The sequence below is a fragment of the Flagellimonas sp. 2504JD1-5 genome (assembly GCF_053618295.1).
Genome location: NZ_JBSIOU010000002.1, coordinates 1,242,047 through 1,262,227 on the forward strand (window position 1 = coordinate 1,242,047; position 20,181 = coordinate 1,262,227).

Here is a 20,181-nt window from a genome sequence, read left to right on the forward strand (position 1 = left end):
ATTTGCTGAATTGTCATTCAAAAGCCACCCCTAAAACCCATCCTTTCTTTCCATGAAGGAACTAAAACATTTAAACAAATACTTTAAAAAATATTGGGTCAAGCTGTTCATGGGAATCCTGATCACCGTGATTGCACGTGTATTTTCCCTGATCATGCCCTCTTATGTGAGCAAGTCCATACAGACCGCGGAGAATGCATTCGCTCAGCTGATTTCCGGTTCGGAAGCCAAGCAACAGTTGTTTGAGTACATTCTGATTATTTTGGGCGCGGCATTGTTATCGGCCCTATTTACCTTTTTAATGCGCCAGACTATCATCAATGTGTCTCGATATATTGAATTCGATTTAAAAAATGAGGTGTTTGATCATTATCAACTACTCAATTTGGCCTTTTACAAAAAGAATCGCATTGGGGATCTTATGAACCGGATTAGCGAAGATATAAATCAGGTGCGCATGTATGTGGGTCCGGCCATCATGTACGGAATGAACACTTTGACCATGTTTGTTTGCATAATTCCGCTCATGTTCATCAAAGCCCCAAGTTTGGCCGCTTACACCTTGATTCCGCTTCCTATTTTATCGGTTTTGATTTATCAAATCAGTAAAATCATACATAAAAGAAGTACCAAAGTCCAGGAGTTTTTGTCCACACTGTCCACTTTTACCCAAGAATCATTCTCAGGAGTTGCTGTAATAAAGGCATATACGTTGGAGCCTAAAATCAATAGTGAATTGGGGCAGTTGGCGGTTGAGGGAAAAGACACCAGTATGGATCTTGCCAAGGTCAATGCCTGGTTTTTTCCATTAATGATTCTATTGATCGGTGTGAGCAACATTTTTGTCATTTACATTGGAGGAAAGCAATATATAGATGGAGAAATCACGTCAATAGGGATTATTGCTGAATTTATACTGTACGTTAATATGCTTACATGGCCAGTGGCCATCGTAGGTTGGCTCACTTCCATTATCCAGCGGGCCGAAGCTTCCCAAAAACGCATCAACGAATTCCTTAAGGAAGAACCCGCTATAAAGAATGAGGTTTCCCAAAAAACGCCAATCACCGGAAACATCGAATTCAAAGATGTGACCTTTACCTATGACGACACCAATATTACTGCACTAAAAAATATTTCGTTTAACATAAAATCGGGCGAGACCGTTGCCTTTTTAGGAAAAACAGGCTCGGGAAAATCCTCCATTTTAGATCTTGTGGCAAGACTTTACGATGTTACATCGGGTGAGGTTCTTGTAGATGGCACACCGGTTCAAAAACTTAATTTGAACAGCCTTCGTAGCTCTATTGGGGCTGTACCACAAGATGCGTTTCTATTTTCAGATACCATTGAGAACAATATCCGATTTGGGGATGAAAATGCGTCTTTTGACCAAATTACCGAAGTTGCCAAAAAGGCGGTGGTGCATGAAAACATTGAAGGCTTCGCAAAAAAGTATGATACCATTTTGGGAGAACGGGGAATTACCTTGAGTGGTGGACAAAAACAAAGGGTATCCATTGCCAGGGCATTATTAAAAAATCCAAGAATATATCTTTTTGATGATTGTCTTTCTGCCGTTGACACCGAAACCGAAGAAGAAATATTGAACAACCTGAAACAAGTTTCGGAGAATAAAACCACTTTGATCGTAAGCCATCGTGTATCTTCGGCCAAAAATGCAGATAAGATAATTGTACTGGAAAATGGGGAAATCATACAAGAAGGAACCCATGAACAACTGAACAATATAGATGGTTACTATAAAGAACTTTACCTAAACCAACTCTCTGAGAAAGAATAGGAAAAAAGTTGCTGGATTAGCTTTTTTTTTACATTTTTGGTAGAATTATACAACATTGCACTAAACAGATACACTAGACCATATGAGCGATAAGGATATAATGGATCAAGAGGAGATTTACTCCAAAGTCTTAAGAGCCGGAAGAAGAACCTACTTTTTTGATGTTAGAAGCACTAAAGCTGGCGACTACTATTTGACCATCACAGAAAGCAAAAAGTTCACTCATGACGATGGTTCCTTTCACTATAAAAAACACAAAATCTATTTATACAAAGAAGATTTTAGTTCCTTTAGAAAGATTATGGAAGAAATGATGGATTACATCATTGATGAAAAAGGACATGAAGTAATTTCTGAACGCCACCAAAGAGACTTTAAAAAGGATGAAGAAACCAAGCCAAGCGAAAATGGCTCCACTACAGAGAATTTCACTGATGTTGATTTTGACGATATTTAGATCAAGATCATTAAAAAAATGATAAAACGGCCTGCTTTGAGCAGGCCGTTTTTTATTTTTAGCAAAGACTAATTCATTCAAAACTATCACATGAAGCAACTCAGCCTTTTGTGGCTTGCCTTTTTAGGTTTCAGCCTTTCTGCTCAAAATGTAAAACTCGACTACTATCTACCAACCGATGTAAGCTATAATCCAAATATTCCCAAACCATCGGAAATAATCGGTCACGAAGTGGGAGAATGGCATATTACCCACGATAAGTTGGTGTATTACATGCAACAGCTTGCCGCTTCAAGTGACAGAATAACCATAGAAGATCGTGGAAAGACCTATGAGGGCAGACCCATTCTATTGCTCACGATCACCACTCCAGAAAACCAACAAAACCTTGAATCTATTCGTGAGCAACATTTGGACTTATCCGAGGGTAATGCTTCATCGAACACTTCAGATATGCCTATCGTGGTTTACCAAGGTTTTTCCATTCATGGCAATGAGCCCAGTGGTTCAAATGCCTCTTTGGCCTATGCCTATTATTTGGCAGCGGCTCAAGGGCCAAAAATAAATGAGTTATTAAAAAATATGGTCATTCTTTTAGACCCAAGTTTTAATCCGGATGGTTTACAGCGTTTCGCTTACTGGGCCAACACCAATAAAAGCCAAAACCTAAATCCTGATCCCAATGAACGTGAGTACCATGAAGTTTGGCCAGGAGGTAGAACCAATCATTATTGGTTTGATATGAACCGGGATTGGCTACCCGTACAACTGCCCGAAAGTAGGGCCCGTATAGCCACATTCCATAAATGGCTGCCTAACATTCTTACGGACCATCACGAAATGGGCACAAATTCCACTTTTTTCTTTCAACCCGGAGAGCCCTCAAGGGTTAACCCGCTCACACCGCAAATCAATCAGGAGTTGACCCGGGAAATTGCCACTTATCATGCCAAGGCATTGGATAAAATTGGGTCGCTTTATTATTCTGAAGAAAATTTTGACGATTATTACTACGGAAAGGGATCCACCTTTCCCGATGTAAATGGCAGTATTGGGATTCTTTTTGAACAAGCTAGTTCCCGCGGACATATTCAAGAAAGCGAAAATGGCATTTTAACCTTTCCGTTCACAATTAGAAATCAATTTACCACGGCCTTATCTACCGTTGAAGCTGCCCAAAATATGCGTACCAAGATTTTGGGCTATCAGCAAAAGTTCTATGCCGATATGCGTGCGGAAGGTGCCAGGAATAAATCAAAAGCCATCATTTTTGGTGATAGTAAAGATGCTTCCAAAACATGGCATCTGGCTGAAATTTTAAATAGGCACAAAATAAAATTCCATGAGCTGGCTTCGGATATTTCTGTTTCTGGGAAAACCTTTAAAAAAGGATATGGCTATATCGTACCCTTGAATCAGAAAAACCCACGCCTGATCAATACCATGTTCGAAAAGCGGACAACTTTTAAAGACAGCCTTTTTTATGACGTATCAGCCTGGACCTTTCCTCTGGCCTTTAACGTGGATTACGCTGATTTAAGTTCCATGTCGAACGCTGGAGTCGAGGTTACGGAATTCAAACAACCGAAGGGTTCAGTGGATAAAAAAAGTAACTATGCCTACCTTTTTGAATGGCACGAATACTACACACCAAAGGCTTTGAACAAGATTTTGCAAAAAGGTTTACGAGCCAAAACCGCCAAATCTCCTTTTACGCTGGAAGGAAAACGATATGATTATGGAACGATCATGGTCCCAGTGCAAAACCAGAAACTGGATTCGGATAAATTATTCAGTTTTTTAACCAAAGTGGCCAATGAAAGTAACATCCAAATTACGGGGGTGTCCACAGGCCTCACTCAAGGAATTGATTTGGGAAGTAACGATTTTGACCCTATCAAAAAACAAAAAGTCGCTATACTGGTGGGTGATGGTATACGCTCTTACGACGCTGGTGAAATTTGGCATTTGTTCGACACACGGTACGATATGAAAATCACCAAATTGGATACCGAGTATTTTAACTCTATCGACCTGGACAAATACACCGACTTGATTTTACCCAGTGGTTGGAGCGCCAATATTCTCAACAAAAAAGGGGCCGAAAAAATAAAGGATTGGGTAAAAAAAGGAGGTACCGTCATCGGGTATCGTACCGTGGCCAATTGGTTTAAAACATCTGAATTGATGCCTTTGGAGTTAAAGACGGATACATTGGTGGCCAAAAACATCTCCTTTGACCAAAAAAGTAGTTTTAGTGGAGCCCAAGTCACTGGAGGTGCTATTTTTGAAGCAAAACTAGACCGTTCTCACCCTATTAATTATGGTTACAAGAACAACAAACTGGCGTTTTTCAGAAATACCAACATCTATCTAAAACCTGAAAAGAACAGCTATGACAATCCCATTCAATACACCAACAATCCCTTATTGAGCGGTTACATTTCCGAAGAAAATGCAGAACTGATCAAGAACAGTGTCCCATTTAAAGTAAATCGAATGGGTAAAGGAAGGGTGATCCTATTTACCGATAACACCAACTTCCGGGCATTTTGGTACGGCACCAATAAGCTACTGATGAATGCTATATTCTTTGGTCAGATGATGTAACATTTCCGAAAACAGAAATCACTATAAATAGCTTAATTTTAGATTAGAAAATTAAAAAATGGCCAGAACTCCCAGCAATATGCTTCCATTGGGCACAAGTGCACCAGATTTCAGTTTAGTGGACACTGTTACGGATGAACAACGCTCCCTTAGTCAAGTAAAAGGTAAAAAAGGTACCGTGGTCATGTTTATATGCAACCACTGTCCTTTTGTGATCCACGTAGATCCAGAGATTACCAAAATGGCAAGAGCATATCAATCCAAAGGTATTGGCTTTGTTGGTATTTCAAGCAATGATATTGTTAACTATCCACAAGATGCACCTCATTTAATGAAGCAAAAAGCAAATGAGGAGGATTATTCTTTTCCCTATCTCTTTGATGAAACCCAGCAGGTAGCTAAAGCATACGATGCGGCCTGTACTCCTGATTTCTATCTATTTGATTCTAATTTGAAGCTTGTTTATAGAGGTCAATTGGATGATTCAAGACCTGGAAATGGTATTCCTTTGACCGGTACTGATTTACGAAATGCAATGGATTCACTTTTGAAGGGCGATGTGATTGACAAAAACCAAAAACCGAGCATCGGTTGTAACATAAAATGGATTCCGAATTAGTCCAACTCTCAAACAAATGGAATTTAATCTAATAGAAAGCATTCAAATACTTGATAAAACCCCTTCCATAATTTCCAATTTACTGAAGGAACTACCTGAGGCATGGGTCAAAACCAACGAAGGTGGGGATACTTGGAGCCCTTATGATGTTGTGGGGCATTTAATCCATGGGGAGAAAACTGATTGGATTCCTCGAGCCGAGATCATTCTTAATGATGAGATGAACAAGGACTTTGAGCCCTTTGACAGATTTGCGCAGTTCACAAATAGCAATGGCAAGACTTTAAATGAATTGCTCCTTGAATTTAAAACATTGAGAGCAGAAAACATTGAAAAATTAAAAGCTTTGCAAATTGATGAGCCGGCGTTAATGAAAACAGGAGTACATCCCGAGTTTGGTTCGGTAACACTTAAACAACTTTTGGCAGCCTGGGTGGTGCATGATTTGGGACACATCAACCAAATAACAAGGGTAATGGCAAAAAATTACAAAACTGAAGCAGGTCCTTGGCCAAAATACCTTGCGGTGCTCCAAGACAGAAGCTAAAATTCAACGTTGACACACTTATTTTGATAATAGCATGAAGATAAATTCCCATGACGCCTTAAAGAAATTGGCATCCCAAGATTCGCCTTTTTTAACCCTGTTTGAGCACGGAACATTGGCGGTGGAAATCTACAAACCAGAAAAGGTAGATCTACAACAACCGCACACTCGAGATGAAGTTTATGTGGTTGTCTCTGGTACCGGTGACTTTTTAAATGGAGGGGTTCGGACACAATTCGAGCCTGGGGATTTCCTTTTTGTACCTGCTGGGGTGGAACATCGATTTGAGAATTTTACAGACGATTTTTCCACATGGGTAATTTTTTATGGTCCTGAAGGAGGTGAAAAGGAATAAAATGGCAAGGGAAATCCAATTGGAACCAGTAGATTCTTCTAGCGCTACAACCTATATCTCAATAGGTAGAAAATCTTACGATCAGCATTATCCGCATTTATGGGAAAATGAAAATACAGATGCGTATATCAATGGGAGTTTTACCATTACTGTGGTCGAAAGAGAGTTATCAGACCCAAACAACATCCATTTTCTGGTAAAGACCGAAAGCAATATCATAGGCATAGTAAAGTTGGTCAAAGATGCCCAGCTTGACATGCATTCTGCTAAAAATGCATTACTTGCTGAGAAAATTTATCTATTAAAGGAATTTTCCGGTATGGGATATGGTAAAAAAGTTCTATCAAAAATTGAGCGTTATGCAAAAAGCTTGGGTAAACAGATATTATGGTTGGATACCATGCAAAAAGGAGGGCCAATTAACTTTTATCTAAAAAATGGGTTCACCATAAAAAAAGAAAGCGAGTTGAGCCTACCAGGTGCAAAACCTTCTGAAAAGGCAATGTGGGTACTTACAAAGACCCTTTAAATCACCATCCTTCCCTTTTTATTAGATTCTCAATGTGCGCAAAATGATGACTACCGTGCCAGGCATATCGGCCAATATTTTCGGCCAAAGTAGTTTCTTCGTTTCCTTCGGGATGGGTAAATTTTCGTTCTAGGTCTTGCTTAGATAGTCCTTTGAGTAAATAAACCAATTTGGCATGGACCGCTTTTAGGTGATCCAGCGACATTTGTATGGGAGCAGATCGCGCATCGAGTAATTTGGACCATTCTTTTTCCAAATAAGGTTTAATAATGGGGTTGTCTTCCGTCAATCCCCATTTAAACCGAATATAACTATGGTGGTGACTGTCTGATATGTGGTGCACTAATTGCCTTACCGTCCAACCATCAGGACGATAAGGGGTTTCCAACTGCTCATCCGACAGAGGAGCTACCATTGCTTCAAGTCGTTGTGGTAAATTTTCCAATATCCCAATCCATTCATCCAAGTGTTCTTGGGAAATGGTCTCTGGGATTTGGTATGTTCCAATAGGATATCGAAGTCGTTGCAAAGTGTCTTTTTCCATAGCATAAAAGTAGTGAACTTTACTTTTGCAAAGGCTACTTACATGAGCAAAGTCATTGCAAAAATTGAAAGTTTAATAGACTTTTAACGTCTTAAAAATCATTGATTGTTTCAATCGATTAACTTTATATCAATTTTAATTTTGTCAACCTAAAAATCAATATTATGGCAATTCGATTGGGAGATACCGCTCCCGACTTTACCGCTGAAACTTCACAGGGAACCCTCAATTTTTATGATTACCTGGGAGATGGATGGGGAATCTTATTCTCGCATCCAGCCGACTTTACTCCAGTTTGCACAACCGAATTGGGAACTGCTGCCAAATTCAAGGCAGAATTTGAGAAACGTAACGTAAAAATGATAGCATTGAGTGTTGATGGTGCAGAATCCCACAACGAATGGATCAAAGACATCAACGAGACACAAAACACCGTGGTGAACTTTCCGATTATTGCTGATGAAGACCGAAAAGTTTCTGACCTTTACGATATGATTCATCCAAATGCGGATGATACACTGACCGTACGTTCTGTTTTTATTATCGGACCTGACAGGAAGGTAAAATTAACATTGACCTACCCGGCTTCCACCGGACGTAATTTTTATGAATTGCTTCGCGTGGTGGATTCCTTACAGCTCACAGCGCATCACAAGGTTGCCACCCCAGCCAATTGGGAACATGGGGACCAAGTAGTGGTAAGCCCAGCAATTCCTACCGAAGAAGCTAAAGGTATTTTCGCGGGAGGAGTGGAAGAAATAAAGCCTTACTTGCGCTTAACCCCTGATCCCACTGCCTAATTGGAGCCGATTTTAAGAGAAAAATGACAAATTCACTAATTCCCAACAAATTAGCTGTATCTTTGCAACCAATTTAATTTTTTAATTTTTTTATAATGAGTAAAGGAACAGTAAAATTCTTCAACGATTCTAAAGGCTACGGCTTTATCACTGAAGAAGGTTCAAACACAGATCACTTCGTACATGTTTCAGGTTTAATCGATGAAATTAGAGAAGGTGACGTTGTAGAATTCGAACTACAGCAAGGTAAAAAAGGATTGAACGCCGTAAATGTACAAGTTACAGATTAAGTCAACAACACACTTTTTTATAGAACGAACCCGGATTTAATCATCCGGGTTTTTTTATGGAATATTTTTTCGGATTTAACGCAACCTATCTTCTTTTTACAATCTTCTCTATGAACCAAAAACTTGTATCTGTCAATTCAAATACAACAACTATCGATTAAGCAACTCAATTTGAGTTAATTGGACATAATTTGTAGTTAAGGTTCCCCCAGTAACCACTAAATAAACTTGTACTATGAGTACCTTTTTTGCAATTCTATCCGTTTTGCTTGTCATTAATTTACTATTGTTATTGGTGAGTGTCAATAGCTCAAAAAAGTAGTTTCACATACAAATCCATTGTACTTCGTTGTATTTGTAGTCGTTGGAAACAATAAGTAGGGTTTTTCTGCGTTCGGTTGTTATTAAACCAAAGTAACTAAACGAATAACACTAACTAAATTTCCATATCAATGAGTACTTTTTTTACAGTTTTACTTTTACTGCTCGCTCTTAATCTCTGCTTACTGCTGGTAAGTGTGAATAGATCAAAATAAAAAAGCCCCTTAATGGGGCTTTCTTTTTCTTAGGCTGGTAAATATTGTTATTTAACCTCCATTAATTCAACGTCAAAAACCAAGGTTGCATCTGGAGGAATGACTCCACCAGCGCCGGCGCTTCCATATGCCAAATCAGAAGGTATTACAAAGCGTGCCTTGTCGCCAACTTTTAATAACCCAATACCTTCGTCCCATCCACTAATTACTTGTCCAATGCCCAAAGTAAAATCAATAGGTTGGTTTCGACTATACGAAGAATCGAAAACCTGGCCATTGGTCAAGCTCCCTTCATAATGTACGGAAACGGTTTTCCCCTTTTCCGCCTTTACACCGTTACCATTTTGTATCATTTTATATCGCAATCCGCTATCGGTCTTATCAAAACCGGCCGCTAATTTTTCCATTTCGGCCTCAGCTTTGGCTTTGGCCTCTGCTATTCTTTTTTCACGAGCACCTTCAAATGTTCTAAACGCCTCAATTGCGTTCCAGCTTTCTGCGGCTGCTCCTACCCTAACAATTTCCAAACTGTCAATGGCATCTCCTTGGGCCACGGCATCAACAACCTCCTGTCCCTGCTCCACATGTCCAAATACCGTGTGCTTATTATCCAACCATGGCGTGGCTACGTGGGTGATAAAAAATTGACTTCCGTTGGTTCCCGGGCCAGCGTTGGCCATGGAAAGTACTCCCGGAGCTTCGTGCGTTAATTCAGGGTGAAACTCATCATCAAATTTGTATCCTGGGTCACCTGTTCCAGTTCCTTGGGGGCACCCGCCTTGAATCATAAAATCGGGAATGACCCTATGAAACTTGAGCCCATCATAATACGGATTTCCCTGTGGTTTTGCAGTATTTTCCATATTCCCTTCAGCCAAGGCCACAAAGTTGCCTACTGTTCCAGGTGTTTTATCGTGGGTAAGTTTTACCAAGATCTCGCCTTTGGTGGTATTGAATTTTGCGTAGATTCCTTCTTGCATTCTTATTTGATTTTTGGATTATTCGATTATCGATATTTCGAAATCAAGGTTGCAAAGGTACGGGTTTATGCCAAAGTCCAAAAGCCTGATTGATAGTAAACAAAAAGTAGATCACAACTTTGTTTGTTAGCCGACAATCAATAAAAAAAGGGTTATTTTCGATAAACAACCGTTGTGCTTAATTATAACATATCACTGACCAATGCTAAAATTCTTTAGGAAAATTAGACAAAAGCTTCTCTCTGAAAATAAACTCAGCAAGTATCTGATTTATGCGATTGGTGAAATCATTCTTGTCGTTATTGGAATTTTGATTGCACTTCAGATTAACAATTGGAATGAATCTAAAAAACTACGGAACGTTGAAAAAGCATATTTGAATGAGGTTAGAAATAATCTAATTCAAGATACATTATTACTTAACAAAGTGATTAGTGCTCGTAAGCTTCGAATTTCTAGGTTTATTGCCCTGGACAGTTCATTGAACTATAGTTTCAGCAAAATAATAGGAGTATTACCTGAGCCAGATAAAGTAGATCATATTTCGTACTTTTTTCGCAATCAAAGAGATTTTAGATCAAAAATAGGAACTTATAAATCACTAATATCAGAAGGTAAATCAAGCCTAATATCTAACCGTAAACTATTCAATTTGATTCAGAATGTATACGATGTACAAATGAAAAGCTTAGAAGATATTGGGAAAGAAATTGATAGAGGATATGGTGAGTATAGAAGGAAATACGCATACACACTTAAATACGGAAAATACAATTCCAATAATGTTAAAGTTAATGATAGTTTAATTTTGGCAGATTTGAGCATTCAGTTTAATAATATTAATTTTTATACAAGACAAGCTGTTCTGTTAAAAGAAGATATAATTTCTCTAATTGAATTATTAGAAGTTGAATCAATACAATTGAATAAATAACGAAGGCACCACAATGGTTATAAGTAATTGCTGGTTCTCGCCTACTTCTGAAAATCCTCGCGGATTTTCAGTTTGGTGCGTACTTGTAAAGTTTCGTGTTAACCCACACAACTACTCATAGCCAAGACTGCTGGCAATAATTCGACACCGAACATTTCATTTAAACCAAATTTCAAAAAATGAAAACAACAACCTTTCTAACATTTGTGGGAGATCAATGTGGTAAGGCGGAGGAAGCGATAATCTTTTACACTTCCGTCTTCCCAAATTCCGAAATTAAAAACATAAAAAAATACGCTAAAGGAGAAGCGGGAGGTACACCCGAGCTTATTAAATATGGAGAATTTCAGTTAAATGGAACTGATTATTTGGTTTCTGAAAGCAATTATAATCACGCTTGGTCATTTACACCTGCAATTTCACTTTTAATAAGTGACAATTCTGATGCTGTTATACAAACCCTTTTCGAAAAGCTTTCTTCAAATGGTGGTCAGGTGATGGTTCCCTTAGATAGCTACAAAGGTGAGGGAGATTACGGATTTGGGAAGAAATTTGGATGGTGTCAAGACAAATACGGTATATCGTGGCAATTTATACTCACTGAATAACTAATTATAAGCAAACTATCAAAATAAAAATAACCACCGCCAACTATGGCATAATTCACTGCGGTTTTGTGCCACACCAAAATAAAAGTATTAATCAACGGCTGATTTCTAACCGAAATAATCCTGCGGTGCCTACGTGTCAACCCGCTCATTGCTTCTCAGACACCGTCACAACGAAATCATAGCCGAGACCTTTGGCGCCAATGCAGTAATAAATTAAACATTGAAATTATGAGACGATTTGCAATCTTGATTTTAGTTTTCATTACTTGTCACACCTCATACGGGCAAATGAAAGTTAATCCTAACGGAAAGTTTTTTGACTACAACGGAACACAAATCTATTATGAAGATATAGGAACTGGAGAGCCCCTTTTACTTCTCCATAAATTTTTTGGCACTGCTGACAATTGGAAACCTTATGTGGAAGCTTATTCAAAGCAATTCAGGACAATCGCCGTTGATATGATGGGACATGGAAGGTCGGACATTTATAATAAAAACGATTTGAATTTTAAACATGAAGAATATGCAAAGATGATTATTGCATTACTTGACTCCTTAAAGATGGAAAAAGTTAGTGCCATAGGGGCAAGTGCTGGAGGACTCACACTACATCATCTAAATGTTATGCAACCGGATAGATTCAAATCTGTTATAACTATTGGAGGGCATATTTACTTTAGCACAGAGTCCCGAGAGAATATTGCAAGGACAGGAATAGAAGTTTTTATGAATGTTGCTAAAAACCATGGTCCCGCAAAGCAAGAATATTTGGCAAAGGCTTTCAGGGAATTTAGAGAGCTTTCTGATAGTGATCCTTCCTTTACTCCAGATCAATTGAATACGATCAAGGCTAATTGGTTAGTGGTATTGGGCGATAATGACCCTCATGTTCCTTTGCGACTTGGCATGGAAATGCATCAAGGTATCCCTAACAGTTGGCTTTGGGTTGTTCCAAACGGAGGACATACACCACACCTAAATGATGATTTTCAAGCAGAATTTAAAAGGGCGTCACTCGAATTTCTAACTGGAAAGTGGAATAAAAAAAATTAAAAGCACAGTTGCCAACACCTTGCATAATTAATTGCTTGGGTTAGTGTTATTTGGAAAATCCTTTGGATTTTCAACTGGTTCGTTCCATTTTTGTTAAGTTAGTTACTAGTTCACGCAACTATCATTACGCGAACAGTTGGCGTATATTAAAAAGGTCTTTCCAAAGCTTTAAAAAAACGTCAAACAGAAATAGGAACATTCAAAATATTCTTTAAATGAAATTTAAAATAGAAATATTGTTAATACTTTTAGTACTAGGAGCTTGCACACCAAAAAAGTCTGATATTGCTAAACAACCAACTTTAGCAGATTATCAAGTTGGAGAGAAATGGGTCTGGAAATATAAAGGTGTAACTTCGGAAGGAGAAGTCCGCTCGGATGGTAAAGATACAAGAGAAATAGTCAGTACTGAAGGAGTTTTAGGGATGACCATCGGAAAGGACACCATTCCCGTTACCGACATTGTGAGACCGGAAGAAAGCGAAACACCTAAGTACGACTGGCCCCTGGAAGTGGGCAAAAAGTGGAGATATGAAAACAATTGGACAAGTCAAGACGGAACAACGGGAAACCAAAGTCAAGATGCCGAAATACTATCGTACCAAGAAGAAACGGTAGAAGCTGGAACATTTATGGCCTACACAATTAAATACACTGGTAAAACCACCAATTCCAGAGGATATAATGCAAATGAAACAGAAGTTTGGTTATATGCACCTGAAATAAAAAATTTCATAAAGCTTACTCAGAATCAAGGTGATTTTATGTACGAAGAGGAATTAATCGAATATTCAAAACCAGAATAAATGGAAATGGCCATAAACAAAATATAACCAAGAGAATGAAACAAATGCTAACAATGTATATAAATCATACTCTTAGGGAAACGGCTCATATACGAAACCGTTGTAACAAATTTTAAAAATGGACGAGTTTTATGCATTAAGTCAAGTTACGATTACCATCGCAGGATTCGCAGCTTTATTCTCTATTCTCAGACCACGTGAAAGCCAATGGACTGACCTTGACAAACTCAATCTGGTACGATTTTATATGATGATTGAAGTTGCTTGTCTAATTTCAATATTCAGTTTCCTTCCGATAATTCTAATTGGTTACTTCGATACCGAAATTACTTTTAGATCATCATTTGGATTTTGCTTCGTAATTACCTCTTTGTATTATATCTATGGAACAAAGCGTAACAAACGTTACTCAGGCAAATTTGCTATTGGTGGAACATCAACCATAATAATATTATCAATTGGAATATTCTGGCTATTATTTTCTTTGCTTGGCTCGTTGAATTTTCTTGGTAACAATTATAAAACCAACTATCTAATTTTGCTCTTCGTGTTTTTTGTTATGAACATATACCTTTTTCTAAGATTAATTTATTTTACAATTAGAAAAGATTGACAAAACTTGGGTCGTGGTCAATTTTGATTTCGCAGAAAAGAACAGAACACAGGTTACCCTCTATCATATTGGGTGGTTGGAGGGTCAACAATGCGACGAGATCTATGATTATTTCAACACAGTATGGGAAAAAATTTTGCATGGGTTGGGAAAAAGCTATGAAAAGTAATCAGCGTACTATGAAACCAAAACTCGTGCTTACAATTCCCCTGCTCGCACTTTGCCTTGGCTGTAAGACCAATAATAAATCAGTTCCAACGAAAGAACCCCACTCCGTGGTACTCTTTGATTCTCAAACCAATGAAAATGTGGCCTGTTATCGTATCCCCGCGATCATCACAACCGTCAACGGCACTTTAATCGCAGCTATTGATGAACGGGTGGAATCTTGTAATGATCTAAGGGATAACAAAAATATCAATATAGTTATTCGCAGAAGTGAAGATAACGGCCTTACGTGGTCGGCCATTGAAACGGTTGTGGATTATCCCATTGGGGAGTCGGCCTCTGACCCTTCCATGATTCTGGACAGGGATACGGGAGAGGTTTTTCTTTTGTATAATTATATGAATTTGGAAATCGCACCCAATCAATACCTATTTAAGGTAATAAAAAGCACTGATCATGGGAAAAGTTGGTCTCCACCAGTGGATATCACTTCCCAAATTGCACCAGAAAACTCGTTGAATGATTTTCAATTTATTACCTCTGGAAGAGGTATCCAGACCAGTTCGGGAACTTTGTTGCACACTTTGGTGAACTTGGATAAGGGCCTTTTTATTTTTGGAAGTGACGACCATGGCAAAAATTGGCATCTTATCAACACTGCGATAGTTCCAGGTGATGAATCAAAAATAGTGGAGCTTACGGACGGAAGGTGGATGGTAAACAGCCGTGTGAACAAAGGCGGATTAAGATATGTGCATACCACCAGCAATGATGGACTTAGCTGGGAAACACGGGCAGATTCCACTTTGGTTGACCCCGCATGTAATGCTAGTATCATCAGGTATAGTTCGGTAAAAGACAGTGACAAAAATCGCTTGTTGTTCAGTAATCCCAGTTCAACCAACAAACGTGAAAATCTAACCGTAAAAATCAGCTATGATGAGGGCAAAAACTGGGAACATGGCAAATCTATTACCTCTGGAATGTCTGCATACTCCACCTTATGTGTTTTACGAGATGGAAAAATTGGATTGCTCTATGAAACCGACAACTATCAAAGAAATGTTTTTACCCATTTTTCTTTGGATTGGTTGACCTCCGAAGCATCATCAACTGAACCTAGCGCAAAATAAAAAAACACTGACATGAGCTTACAAAGAAACAAGGAAAATGCCATAGCTTTTTATAAAATGGCTTATGAAGGCCTAGCAAAACAGGCGGTGGAGCTTTTTGTTGGGAAGGAATATATTCAGCATAATCCCGATGTGGCCGATGGCACAAATGGATTTATAGATTATTTTGAACGAATGCAACAAGAGTATCCCGATAAATCCATTGAATTTGTGCGCTGTATTGCCGAAGGAGATTTGGTTGCTTTGCACACCCATCAAGTTTGGCCAGAAAATGACCAATATGTCACTATGGATTTCTTTCGGTTTGATGAAAAAGGTAAAATCTGTGAACACTGGGATGCCATTCAACAGGTTCCAAAAGAATCTGCAAATCCAAATACGATGTATTAAAAATCCCTTGATTGGTTAAAGGATTGATGAAATGACTACCTTAAGAGAAGCCCTTTCAACAGAACATTTTGATATTGGAGCAGAATTGTTCCAAGAATACGCCCTTCATATCGGGTTGGACCTGGAATTTCAAAATTTTAACGATGAGTTAAAAAATTTGAAAAAACAATATTCGAGACCAGATGGGATTCTCTTTATTGCCTATTCCGAACAAGAATTTCCAATGGGTTGTTTTGGTATACGAAGGCTTAACGACACCATCTGTGAACTTAAAAGAATGTATTTAAAAAAAGAGGCAAGAGGTAAAGGGTTAGGTAAAATATTCATGAAAAAAGCCATAAGTCTGGGCAAAGAACTGGGGTATTCCAAAATGAGATTGGATACGTTGCCTTCAATGCTCCCTGCTCTTGGGCTGTATAAGAAATTCGGATTTTATGAAATTCCACCATACAGATTTAATCCAATAGATGGGACCAAATATTTGGAAATTCAATTGACATAGGTTTTTGCGTAAATGGATTTGTGGTGCAAAATTGTTGGAAGTTGGTTATATTGGAAGATCAACCACATCTTTTAGTATATGAATAAACTGACAGCACTGCTACTCATCGTCCTGAGTATCTTTTCATGCTCAAACGACCAAGAAAACACAGCAACCGATGAAAACATTGGTATTTTGTTTATAGGTAATAGCCTAACTTACTTTAATGATCTCCCTATACTCGTGAAGAACAGAATAGAAGCCCAAGGCAAGGAGGTTGTGGTTAAAATGGTTGCCTATCCCAACTATGCCATAGTTGATCATTGGGCTGACGGGGAGGTGCAACAACTCATTTCAAGCAAGGCATACGATTTTGTAATTATCCAACAAGGGCCATCCTCACAAAGTGAGGGAAGACAAATGCTTATTGAATCTGGAAAATTGTATAGCGACCTTTGTAAAGCAAACAATGCCAAACTCTGCTATTTTATGGTTTGGCCTTCAATAGCCAACTACGGTACCTTTGATGGGGTAATTAAAAACCACACCGATGCGGCCGCCATGAACAATGCTATTTTACTGCCCGTGGGTGAAGTTTGGAAAGAATACATTGACACCACCAATAATTTGGATTATTACGGCCCGGATGGGTTCCATCCTTCGGTAAAAGGGAGTGAGGTTGCTGCAGATGTCATTGTGGAACATCTATTGAATTGAGCAGCAATGGACGTTCCCTAATCTAAAAGTTTATCCTTTTATTTTCTTATTGGGAATGGTACCATATTTGTCCATTAAATAGACCAAACTGGCCATGGTTGCAGCCCCCAGTTCCAATTCGCGCTTGTTTACATGCTCAAAAGTATCATTTTCCGCATGATGATGGTCAAAATACCGTTGTGAATCAGGTCGTAAACCAGCCAAAACCAAATCTTCATTCTTCAATGGGCCTATGTCCGCTCCACTATATCCTTTAACAAACATATGTACCAAATAGGGTTCAAATAGACCCTTCCAACTCTGTACTTGTTCCAAATTTTCTTCGGAACAGTCAAAAGAAAAGCCTCTTGGCGTAAATCCGCCGGAATCACTTTCCAAGGCAAAGACATGTTTCTCATTCTTATTTCGGGCAACTTCGGCATATTTATTACCTCCTCTAAGACCGTTTTCCTCATTCATGAACAATACTACCCGAAGGGTACGCTTTGGTTTATATCCCGTTTCTTTTAACAACCTTAATACGTCCATACTCTGTACGCAGCCAGCACCATCGTCATGAGAGCCATCTCCCAAATCCCAAGAATCCAAGTGCCCTCCGACTACCATTACCTCATTTGGATGGGTGGTGCCCTTAATTTCGCCTATAACATTATAAGATTCTACATCGTCAAATTGCTTGCAGTTTTGTTTGAAGTAGAATTTGATATCTGGATCGAGCTTTAGAGTGGTACTCAATAATTCAGCTCCTTTGGTGCTGATTGCCGCAGCCGGAATTCTACTGGAAACCGGAGTGTCTCCATAACTCATGGAACCGGTATGCGGATAATTATCCAATCGAAGCGTCATGGACCGCACAATAATACCTGCAGCACCATATTTCCCAGCTTCGGCAGCACCTGAATACCGTTGATCCACGCATCCTGAGTACGATGCAAAGGTGCTGATCAGTTTAGGATCCATGGGCCGATTGTAAAAAACAATCTTTCCTTCAATTTTTTCCCTTCCCAACTTTTCCAAATCTTCAATACCCCCAACTTCAACGATATTGGCTTTTAATCCTCCATCGGGTGTTGCCACCGAACCACCAAGGGCGCAAATGGGAACATTGGTAGTGAGCCCGGGTTTAGTTTCAAAATAAGCAAATTCTGGAGTGCCTCTCACCCATTTTGGGACCATCACCGGTTGCAACCAAACTCTGTCCAAACCAAGGGAATCCAACTGCCTTTTCGTATAGTCAATGGCCTGTTGGGCCTGCACGGAACCAGAAAGTCGTCCCCCAATTTGATTGGAAAGGTGGTTCAGCCAATCATAGGCTTTTCCATTTGTAAGGGCTTGATCGTAAATAGCCCTTATTTGTTTTTCATCTTCCGATTGTGCTAGAAATGGGGTAGATATCAGTAAAAAGGCTAAAAGTAAGATTGTTCTCATTCAATTTCTTTTTCCAATTCTTGTTTAAAGTTTTCTAAGTTACTTTTTATTTTATCACTCAACTCCGGTTCCTCTATATCTTTATGTTTTTTTAACGCTTTCAACAGTATGGATGCCACAATGACCCTAGCGGCCCTTTTGTTATCTGCCGGAATCACAAACCACGGGGCGTGTTCTTTTGAGGTTTTGTTGATTGCCTCTTCATAACAAGCCTGATACTTGTCCCATAATTTTCGCTCTTTAAGGTCGCCGGGGGAAAACTTCCAGTTTTTTTCCTTTAATCGCAATCTCCGCAGCAGTCGTTGACGCTGTTCTTCTTTGGACAAATGCAGAAAAAATTTGAATATCAAAGTCCCGTTCTCGGCAATATGTCGTTCAAAATCATTGATCTGACGGTACCGGTGTTCCCAGAAAGTTGCATTGATATCCTCCACGGACCCAATTCCGGGGATATTCTCGCCCAAAATATACTCAGGATGTACTTTGGTCACCAACACATTTTCATAATGGGTACGATTAAAAACACTGAATTTACCTCTTGCCGGTAAAGCAATGTAATGCCTCCAGAGGTAATCGTGCTTAAGTTCCAGTTCGGTGGGAACCTTGAAACTATGGACTTCCACTCCCCTAACGTTGAAATCTTTGAATACTTCCCTGATCAAGCTGTCTTTTCCAGAGGTATCCATGCCCTGAAGGCATACCAAGACCCCATATTTACCATGGGCATATAATATGTCTTGAAATTTCCCTAATTTCTCCCGGATATTTTCCAGTTCCTTTTTTAATTCTTTATCTGAAGCTCCAAAATCAGCTAAAGTGGCTTTTTCCGCCAGTTTTATAGTATTTTCTACCCGATATGTGTTTATATCTACTTTTTCCATAGGTCTGAATATAGTTTTTTTTGATCATTCCTTCAACCATCGCCTAAAAACAACCGTTCAACGATCGTTTTTACGTTTCATAGTTTTAGACCGTTTTTTATCGATTTTTTTCGTCCCTCGCCCAGCTACCAGCGTAACTTAGTGATTGTCAACAGACGCATTGTCCCAAATCCAGTGCTATGAAATCAAGAAAGATTATCCTACTTATAGTCTTTATAATAGGTCTTCTGGGCTTATTATTAATGTCTTCCTTTGCCACACGAAATGCTTGCGAATATGCAAGTTCCAACATCGAATATATAAAGGATGAGCTCCAAAGGGCAATTATTGCCGATGAGTTTGAAATGTCCAAATACCACTCATTTAAAGCACTCAATGGTATTGAAAAAACGCGATTGAACTTTTTGGATTGTGGTTGTTCTGCGGCAATAGAAAGTCTAGAAAAGGCATCGATGCACCTAAAAAGTGCCACTGTCACCAAATCTTTTGAGGATTCCAAGGAGTGGTTGCACTTGGCATTGGAGAACACCATTATCGGAGTTAAGGTTCTTCGGGTTTTTGAACAGGATATTTCAAGTACTTATGGCAATGACCTCTTGGTTTTAAATACCAGGGAATCTGTGGAAAATGAAGTGGGTATACTTTTACCTCAAGGTGATCTTAAGAAAATGGTGCACAATTGCCTTTTGGGATTTGAGACCTCATTGGACAAAGTAGTCACAGAAGTAGACTGCAAAGAAGCGAGTAGATTTATCACCAAAATCCATGAGGAGGCCCAAAATACATTGCTCAAAACAGAACTGACCGTAGCAAAAAAGACATATCATCAACGGGTGAAAACCATTGCCAAAGAAGCATTAAACAGACTTGGTGAATGTACCGAAGAATAAGC

22 protein-coding genes are annotated in these 20,181 nt (G+C 39.0%); 18 read left to right on the forward strand and 4 right to left on the reverse strand.

Translation table 11 applies throughout. The annotated features are described in order from the left end of the window. The first annotated feature begins 52 nt into the window (after positions 1–52). From ACULLG_RS15100 to ACULLG_RS15130, 7 genes are all read left to right on the forward strand, one after another. Positions 53–1,804, forward strand: coding sequence for an ABC transporter ATP-binding protein (locus ACULLG_RS15100; RefSeq protein WP_452127635.1), 1,752 nt, complete (start codon positions 53–55; stop codon positions 1,802–1,804). Positions 1,805–1,886: 82 nt separating this feature from the next. Next, a complete protein-coding gene (locus ACULLG_RS15105) occupies positions 1,887–2,261 on the forward strand; it encodes a PUR family DNA/RNA-binding protein (RefSeq protein WP_452127636.1) in 375 nt (124 codons plus the stop codon). A 90-nt stretch (positions 2,262–2,351) separates the two neighbouring features. Next, positions 2,352–4,871 (forward strand): M14 family metallopeptidase, encoded by a 2,520-nt coding sequence (locus tag ACULLG_RS15110; protein WP_452127637.1) that lies wholly within the window; start codon positions 2,352–2,354, stop codon positions 4,869–4,871. 58 nt (positions 4,872–4,929) lie between these two features. After that, the gene (locus tag ACULLG_RS15115; protein ID WP_452127638.1) at positions 4,930–5,490 is read left to right on the forward strand and encodes a thioredoxin family protein; all 561 of its coding nucleotides are present in this window, start codon (positions 4,930–4,932) and stop codon (positions 5,488–5,490) included. A gap of 16 nt (positions 5,491–5,506) precedes the next feature. After that, complete coding sequence (locus ACULLG_RS15120; RefSeq protein WP_452127639.1) at positions 5,507–6,037, forward strand: DinB family protein; 531 nt, start codon at positions 5,507–5,509, stop codon at positions 6,035–6,037. Between the two features lie 34 nt (positions 6,038–6,071). Further along, positions 6,072–6,392 (forward strand): cupin domain-containing protein, encoded by a 321-nt coding sequence (locus tag ACULLG_RS15125; protein ID WP_452127640.1) that lies wholly within the window; start codon positions 6,072–6,074, stop codon positions 6,390–6,392. Position 6,393: 1 nt separating this feature from the next. Then, positions 6,394–6,921 carry a GNAT family N-acetyltransferase gene (locus tag ACULLG_RS15130; protein ID WP_452127641.1) on the forward strand — a complete coding sequence of 176 codons (528 nt, stop codon included), beginning with the start codon at positions 6,394–6,396 and terminating at the stop codon, positions 6,919–6,921. A 1-nt stretch (position 6,922) separates the two neighbouring features. Here ACULLG_RS15130 and ACULLG_RS15135 read toward each other — a convergent pair whose 3' ends face one another. Beyond that, complete coding sequence (locus tag ACULLG_RS15135) at positions 6,923–7,465, reverse strand: YfiT family bacillithiol transferase (protein WP_452127642.1); 543 nt, start codon at positions 7,463–7,465, stop codon at positions 6,923–6,925. A 161-nt stretch (positions 7,466–7,626) separates the two neighbouring features. On the opposite strand from ACULLG_RS15135, the gene ACULLG_RS15140 reads away from it, so the two are divergent. Continuing rightward, positions 7,627–8,265: a peroxiredoxin gene (locus tag ACULLG_RS15140; RefSeq protein WP_452127982.1), complete on the forward strand. Its 639-nt coding sequence runs from the start codon at positions 7,627–7,629 to the stop codon at positions 8,263–8,265. Between the two features lie 95 nt (positions 8,266–8,360). Then, on the forward strand, positions 8,361–8,555 hold the full coding sequence (locus ACULLG_RS15145; protein WP_299174505.1) for a cold-shock protein: 195 nt from the start codon (positions 8,361–8,363) through the stop codon (positions 8,553–8,555). Between the two features lie 583 nt (positions 8,556–9,138). On the opposite strand, the gene ACULLG_RS15150 is transcribed toward ACULLG_RS15145, so the two are convergent. Continuing rightward, positions 9,139–10,071: a peptidylprolyl isomerase gene (locus tag ACULLG_RS15150; protein ID WP_452127643.1), complete on the reverse strand. Its 933-nt coding sequence runs from the start codon at positions 10,069–10,071 to the stop codon at positions 9,139–9,141. A 202-nt stretch (positions 10,072–10,273) separates the two neighbouring features. Here ACULLG_RS15150 and ACULLG_RS15155 point away from each other — a divergent pair, with 202 nt between their 5' ends. From ACULLG_RS15155 to ACULLG_RS15190, 8 genes are all read left to right on the forward strand, one after another. Further along, positions 10,274–11,005, forward strand: a complete 732-nt coding sequence (locus ACULLG_RS15155) for a DUF6090 family protein (RefSeq protein ID WP_452127644.1) — start codon at positions 10,274–10,276, stop codon at positions 11,003–11,005. Between the two features lie 179 nt (positions 11,006–11,184). After that, the gene (locus tag ACULLG_RS15160) at positions 11,185–11,613 is read left to right on the forward strand and encodes a VOC family protein (protein ID WP_452127645.1); all 429 of its coding nucleotides are present in this window, start codon (positions 11,185–11,187) and stop codon (positions 11,611–11,613) included. A gap of 231 nt (positions 11,614–11,844) precedes the next feature. After that, entirely contained in the window at positions 11,845–12,672 is an 828-nt protein-coding gene (locus ACULLG_RS15165; RefSeq protein WP_452127646.1) for an alpha/beta fold hydrolase, read from the forward strand. Positions 12,673–12,887: 215 nt separating this feature from the next. Next, complete coding sequence (locus tag ACULLG_RS15170; protein WP_452127647.1) at positions 12,888–13,478, forward strand: hypothetical protein; 591 nt, start codon at positions 12,888–12,890, stop codon at positions 13,476–13,478. 792 nt (positions 13,479–14,270) lie between these two features. Then, the gene (locus ACULLG_RS15175; RefSeq protein WP_452127648.1) at positions 14,271–15,392 is read left to right on the forward strand and encodes a sialidase family protein; all 1,122 of its coding nucleotides are present in this window, start codon (positions 14,271–14,273) and stop codon (positions 15,390–15,392) included. Between the two features lie 12 nt (positions 15,393–15,404). Further along, positions 15,405–15,782 carry a nuclear transport factor 2 family protein gene (locus tag ACULLG_RS15180; RefSeq protein WP_452127649.1) on the forward strand — a complete coding sequence of 126 codons (378 nt, stop codon included), beginning with the start codon at positions 15,405–15,407 and terminating at the stop codon, positions 15,780–15,782. Positions 15,783–15,813: 31 nt separating this feature from the next. Continuing rightward, positions 15,814–16,284, forward strand: a complete 471-nt coding sequence (locus tag ACULLG_RS15185) for a GNAT family N-acetyltransferase (RefSeq protein WP_452127650.1) — start codon at positions 15,814–15,816, stop codon at positions 16,282–16,284. A gap of 78 nt (positions 16,285–16,362) precedes the next feature. Continuing rightward, positions 16,363–16,980 carry an SGNH/GDSL hydrolase family protein gene (locus ACULLG_RS15190; protein ID WP_452127651.1) on the forward strand — a complete coding sequence of 206 codons (618 nt, stop codon included), beginning with the start codon at positions 16,363–16,365 and terminating at the stop codon, positions 16,978–16,980. A 30-nt stretch (positions 16,981–17,010) separates the two neighbouring features. Here ACULLG_RS15190 and ACULLG_RS15195 read toward each other — a convergent pair whose 3' ends face one another. Together ACULLG_RS15195 and ACULLG_RS15200 are read right to left on the reverse strand one after the other, a co-directional pair. Further along, the gene (locus ACULLG_RS15195) at positions 17,011–18,408 is read right to left on the reverse strand and encodes a M20/M25/M40 family metallo-hydrolase (protein WP_452127652.1); all 1,398 of its coding nucleotides are present in this window, start codon (positions 18,406–18,408) and stop codon (positions 17,011–17,013) included. After that, positions 18,405–19,289 (reverse strand): PPK2 family polyphosphate kinase, encoded by an 885-nt coding sequence (locus ACULLG_RS15200; RefSeq protein ID WP_452127653.1) that lies wholly within the window; start codon positions 19,287–19,289, stop codon positions 18,405–18,407. Before ACULLG_RS15200 ends, ACULLG_RS15195 begins: the two co-directional genes overlap by 4 nt. 179 nt (positions 19,290–19,468) lie before the next feature. On the opposite strand from ACULLG_RS15200, the gene ACULLG_RS15205 reads away from it, so the two are divergent. Further along, positions 19,469–20,179, forward strand: a complete 711-nt coding sequence (locus ACULLG_RS15205) for a hypothetical protein (protein ID WP_452127654.1) — start codon at positions 19,469–19,471, stop codon at positions 20,177–20,179. Positions 20,180–20,181 lie beyond the last annotated feature (2 nt).

Coding starts and splice junctions, on each gene's coding strand:
- ACULLG_RS15105 (WP_452127636.1), top strand. CDS start 1,887: ATGAGCGATAAGGATATAATGGATCAAGAGGAGATTTACTCCAAAGTC.
- ACULLG_RS15200 (WP_452127653.1), bottom strand. CDS start 19,289: ATGGAAAAAGTAGATATAAACACATATCGGGTAGAAAATACTATAAAA.
- ACULLG_RS15135 (WP_452127642.1), bottom strand. CDS start 7,465: ATGGAAAAAGACACTTTGCAACGACTTCGATATCCTATTGGAACATAC.
- ACULLG_RS15145 (WP_299174505.1), top strand. CDS start 8,361: ATGAGTAAAGGAACAGTAAAATTCTTCAACGATTCTAAAGGCTACGGC.
- ACULLG_RS15120 (WP_452127639.1), top strand. CDS start 5,507: ATGGAATTTAATCTAATAGAAAGCATTCAAATACTTGATAAAACCCCT.
- ACULLG_RS15190 (WP_452127651.1), top strand. CDS start 16,363: ATGAATAAACTGACAGCACTGCTACTCATCGTCCTGAGTATCTTTTCA.
- ACULLG_RS15125 (WP_452127640.1), top strand. CDS start 6,072: ATGAAGATAAATTCCCATGACGCCTTAAAGAAATTGGCATCCCAAGAT.
- ACULLG_RS15115 (WP_452127638.1), top strand. CDS start 4,930: ATGGCCAGAACTCCCAGCAATATGCTTCCATTGGGCACAAGTGCACCA.
- ACULLG_RS15155 (WP_452127644.1), top strand. CDS start 10,274: ATGCTAAAATTCTTTAGGAAAATTAGACAAAAGCTTCTCTCTGAAAAT.
- ACULLG_RS15170 (WP_452127647.1), top strand. CDS start 12,888: ATGAAATTTAAAATAGAAATATTGTTAATACTTTTAGTACTAGGAGCT.
- ACULLG_RS15150 (WP_452127643.1), bottom strand. CDS start 10,071: ATGCAAGAAGGAATCTACGCAAAATTCAATACCACCAAAGGCGAGATC.
- ACULLG_RS15185 (WP_452127650.1), top strand. CDS start 15,814: ATGACTACCTTAAGAGAAGCCCTTTCAACAGAACATTTTGATATTGGA.
- ACULLG_RS15205 (WP_452127654.1), top strand. CDS start 19,469: ATGAAATCAAGAAAGATTATCCTACTTATAGTCTTTATAATAGGTCTT.
- ACULLG_RS15165 (WP_452127646.1), top strand. CDS start 11,845: ATGAGACGATTTGCAATCTTGATTTTAGTTTTCATTACTTGTCACACC.
- ACULLG_RS15130 (WP_452127641.1), top strand. CDS start 6,394: ATGGCAAGGGAAATCCAATTGGAACCAGTAGATTCTTCTAGCGCTACA.
- ACULLG_RS15100 (WP_452127635.1), top strand. CDS start 53: ATGAAGGAACTAAAACATTTAAACAAATACTTTAAAAAATATTGGGTC.
- ACULLG_RS15180 (WP_452127649.1), top strand. CDS start 15,405: ATGAGCTTACAAAGAAACAAGGAAAATGCCATAGCTTTTTATAAAATG.
- ACULLG_RS15110 (WP_452127637.1), top strand. CDS start 2,352: ATGAAGCAACTCAGCCTTTTGTGGCTTGCCTTTTTAGGTTTCAGCCTT.
- ACULLG_RS15160 (WP_452127645.1), top strand. CDS start 11,185: ATGAAAACAACAACCTTTCTAACATTTGTGGGAGATCAATGTGGTAAG.
- ACULLG_RS15175 (WP_452127648.1), top strand. CDS start 14,271: ATGAAACCAAAACTCGTGCTTACAATTCCCCTGCTCGCACTTTGCCTT.
- ACULLG_RS15195 (WP_452127652.1), bottom strand. CDS start 18,408: ATGAGAACAATCTTACTTTTAGCCTTTTTACTGATATCTACCCCATTT.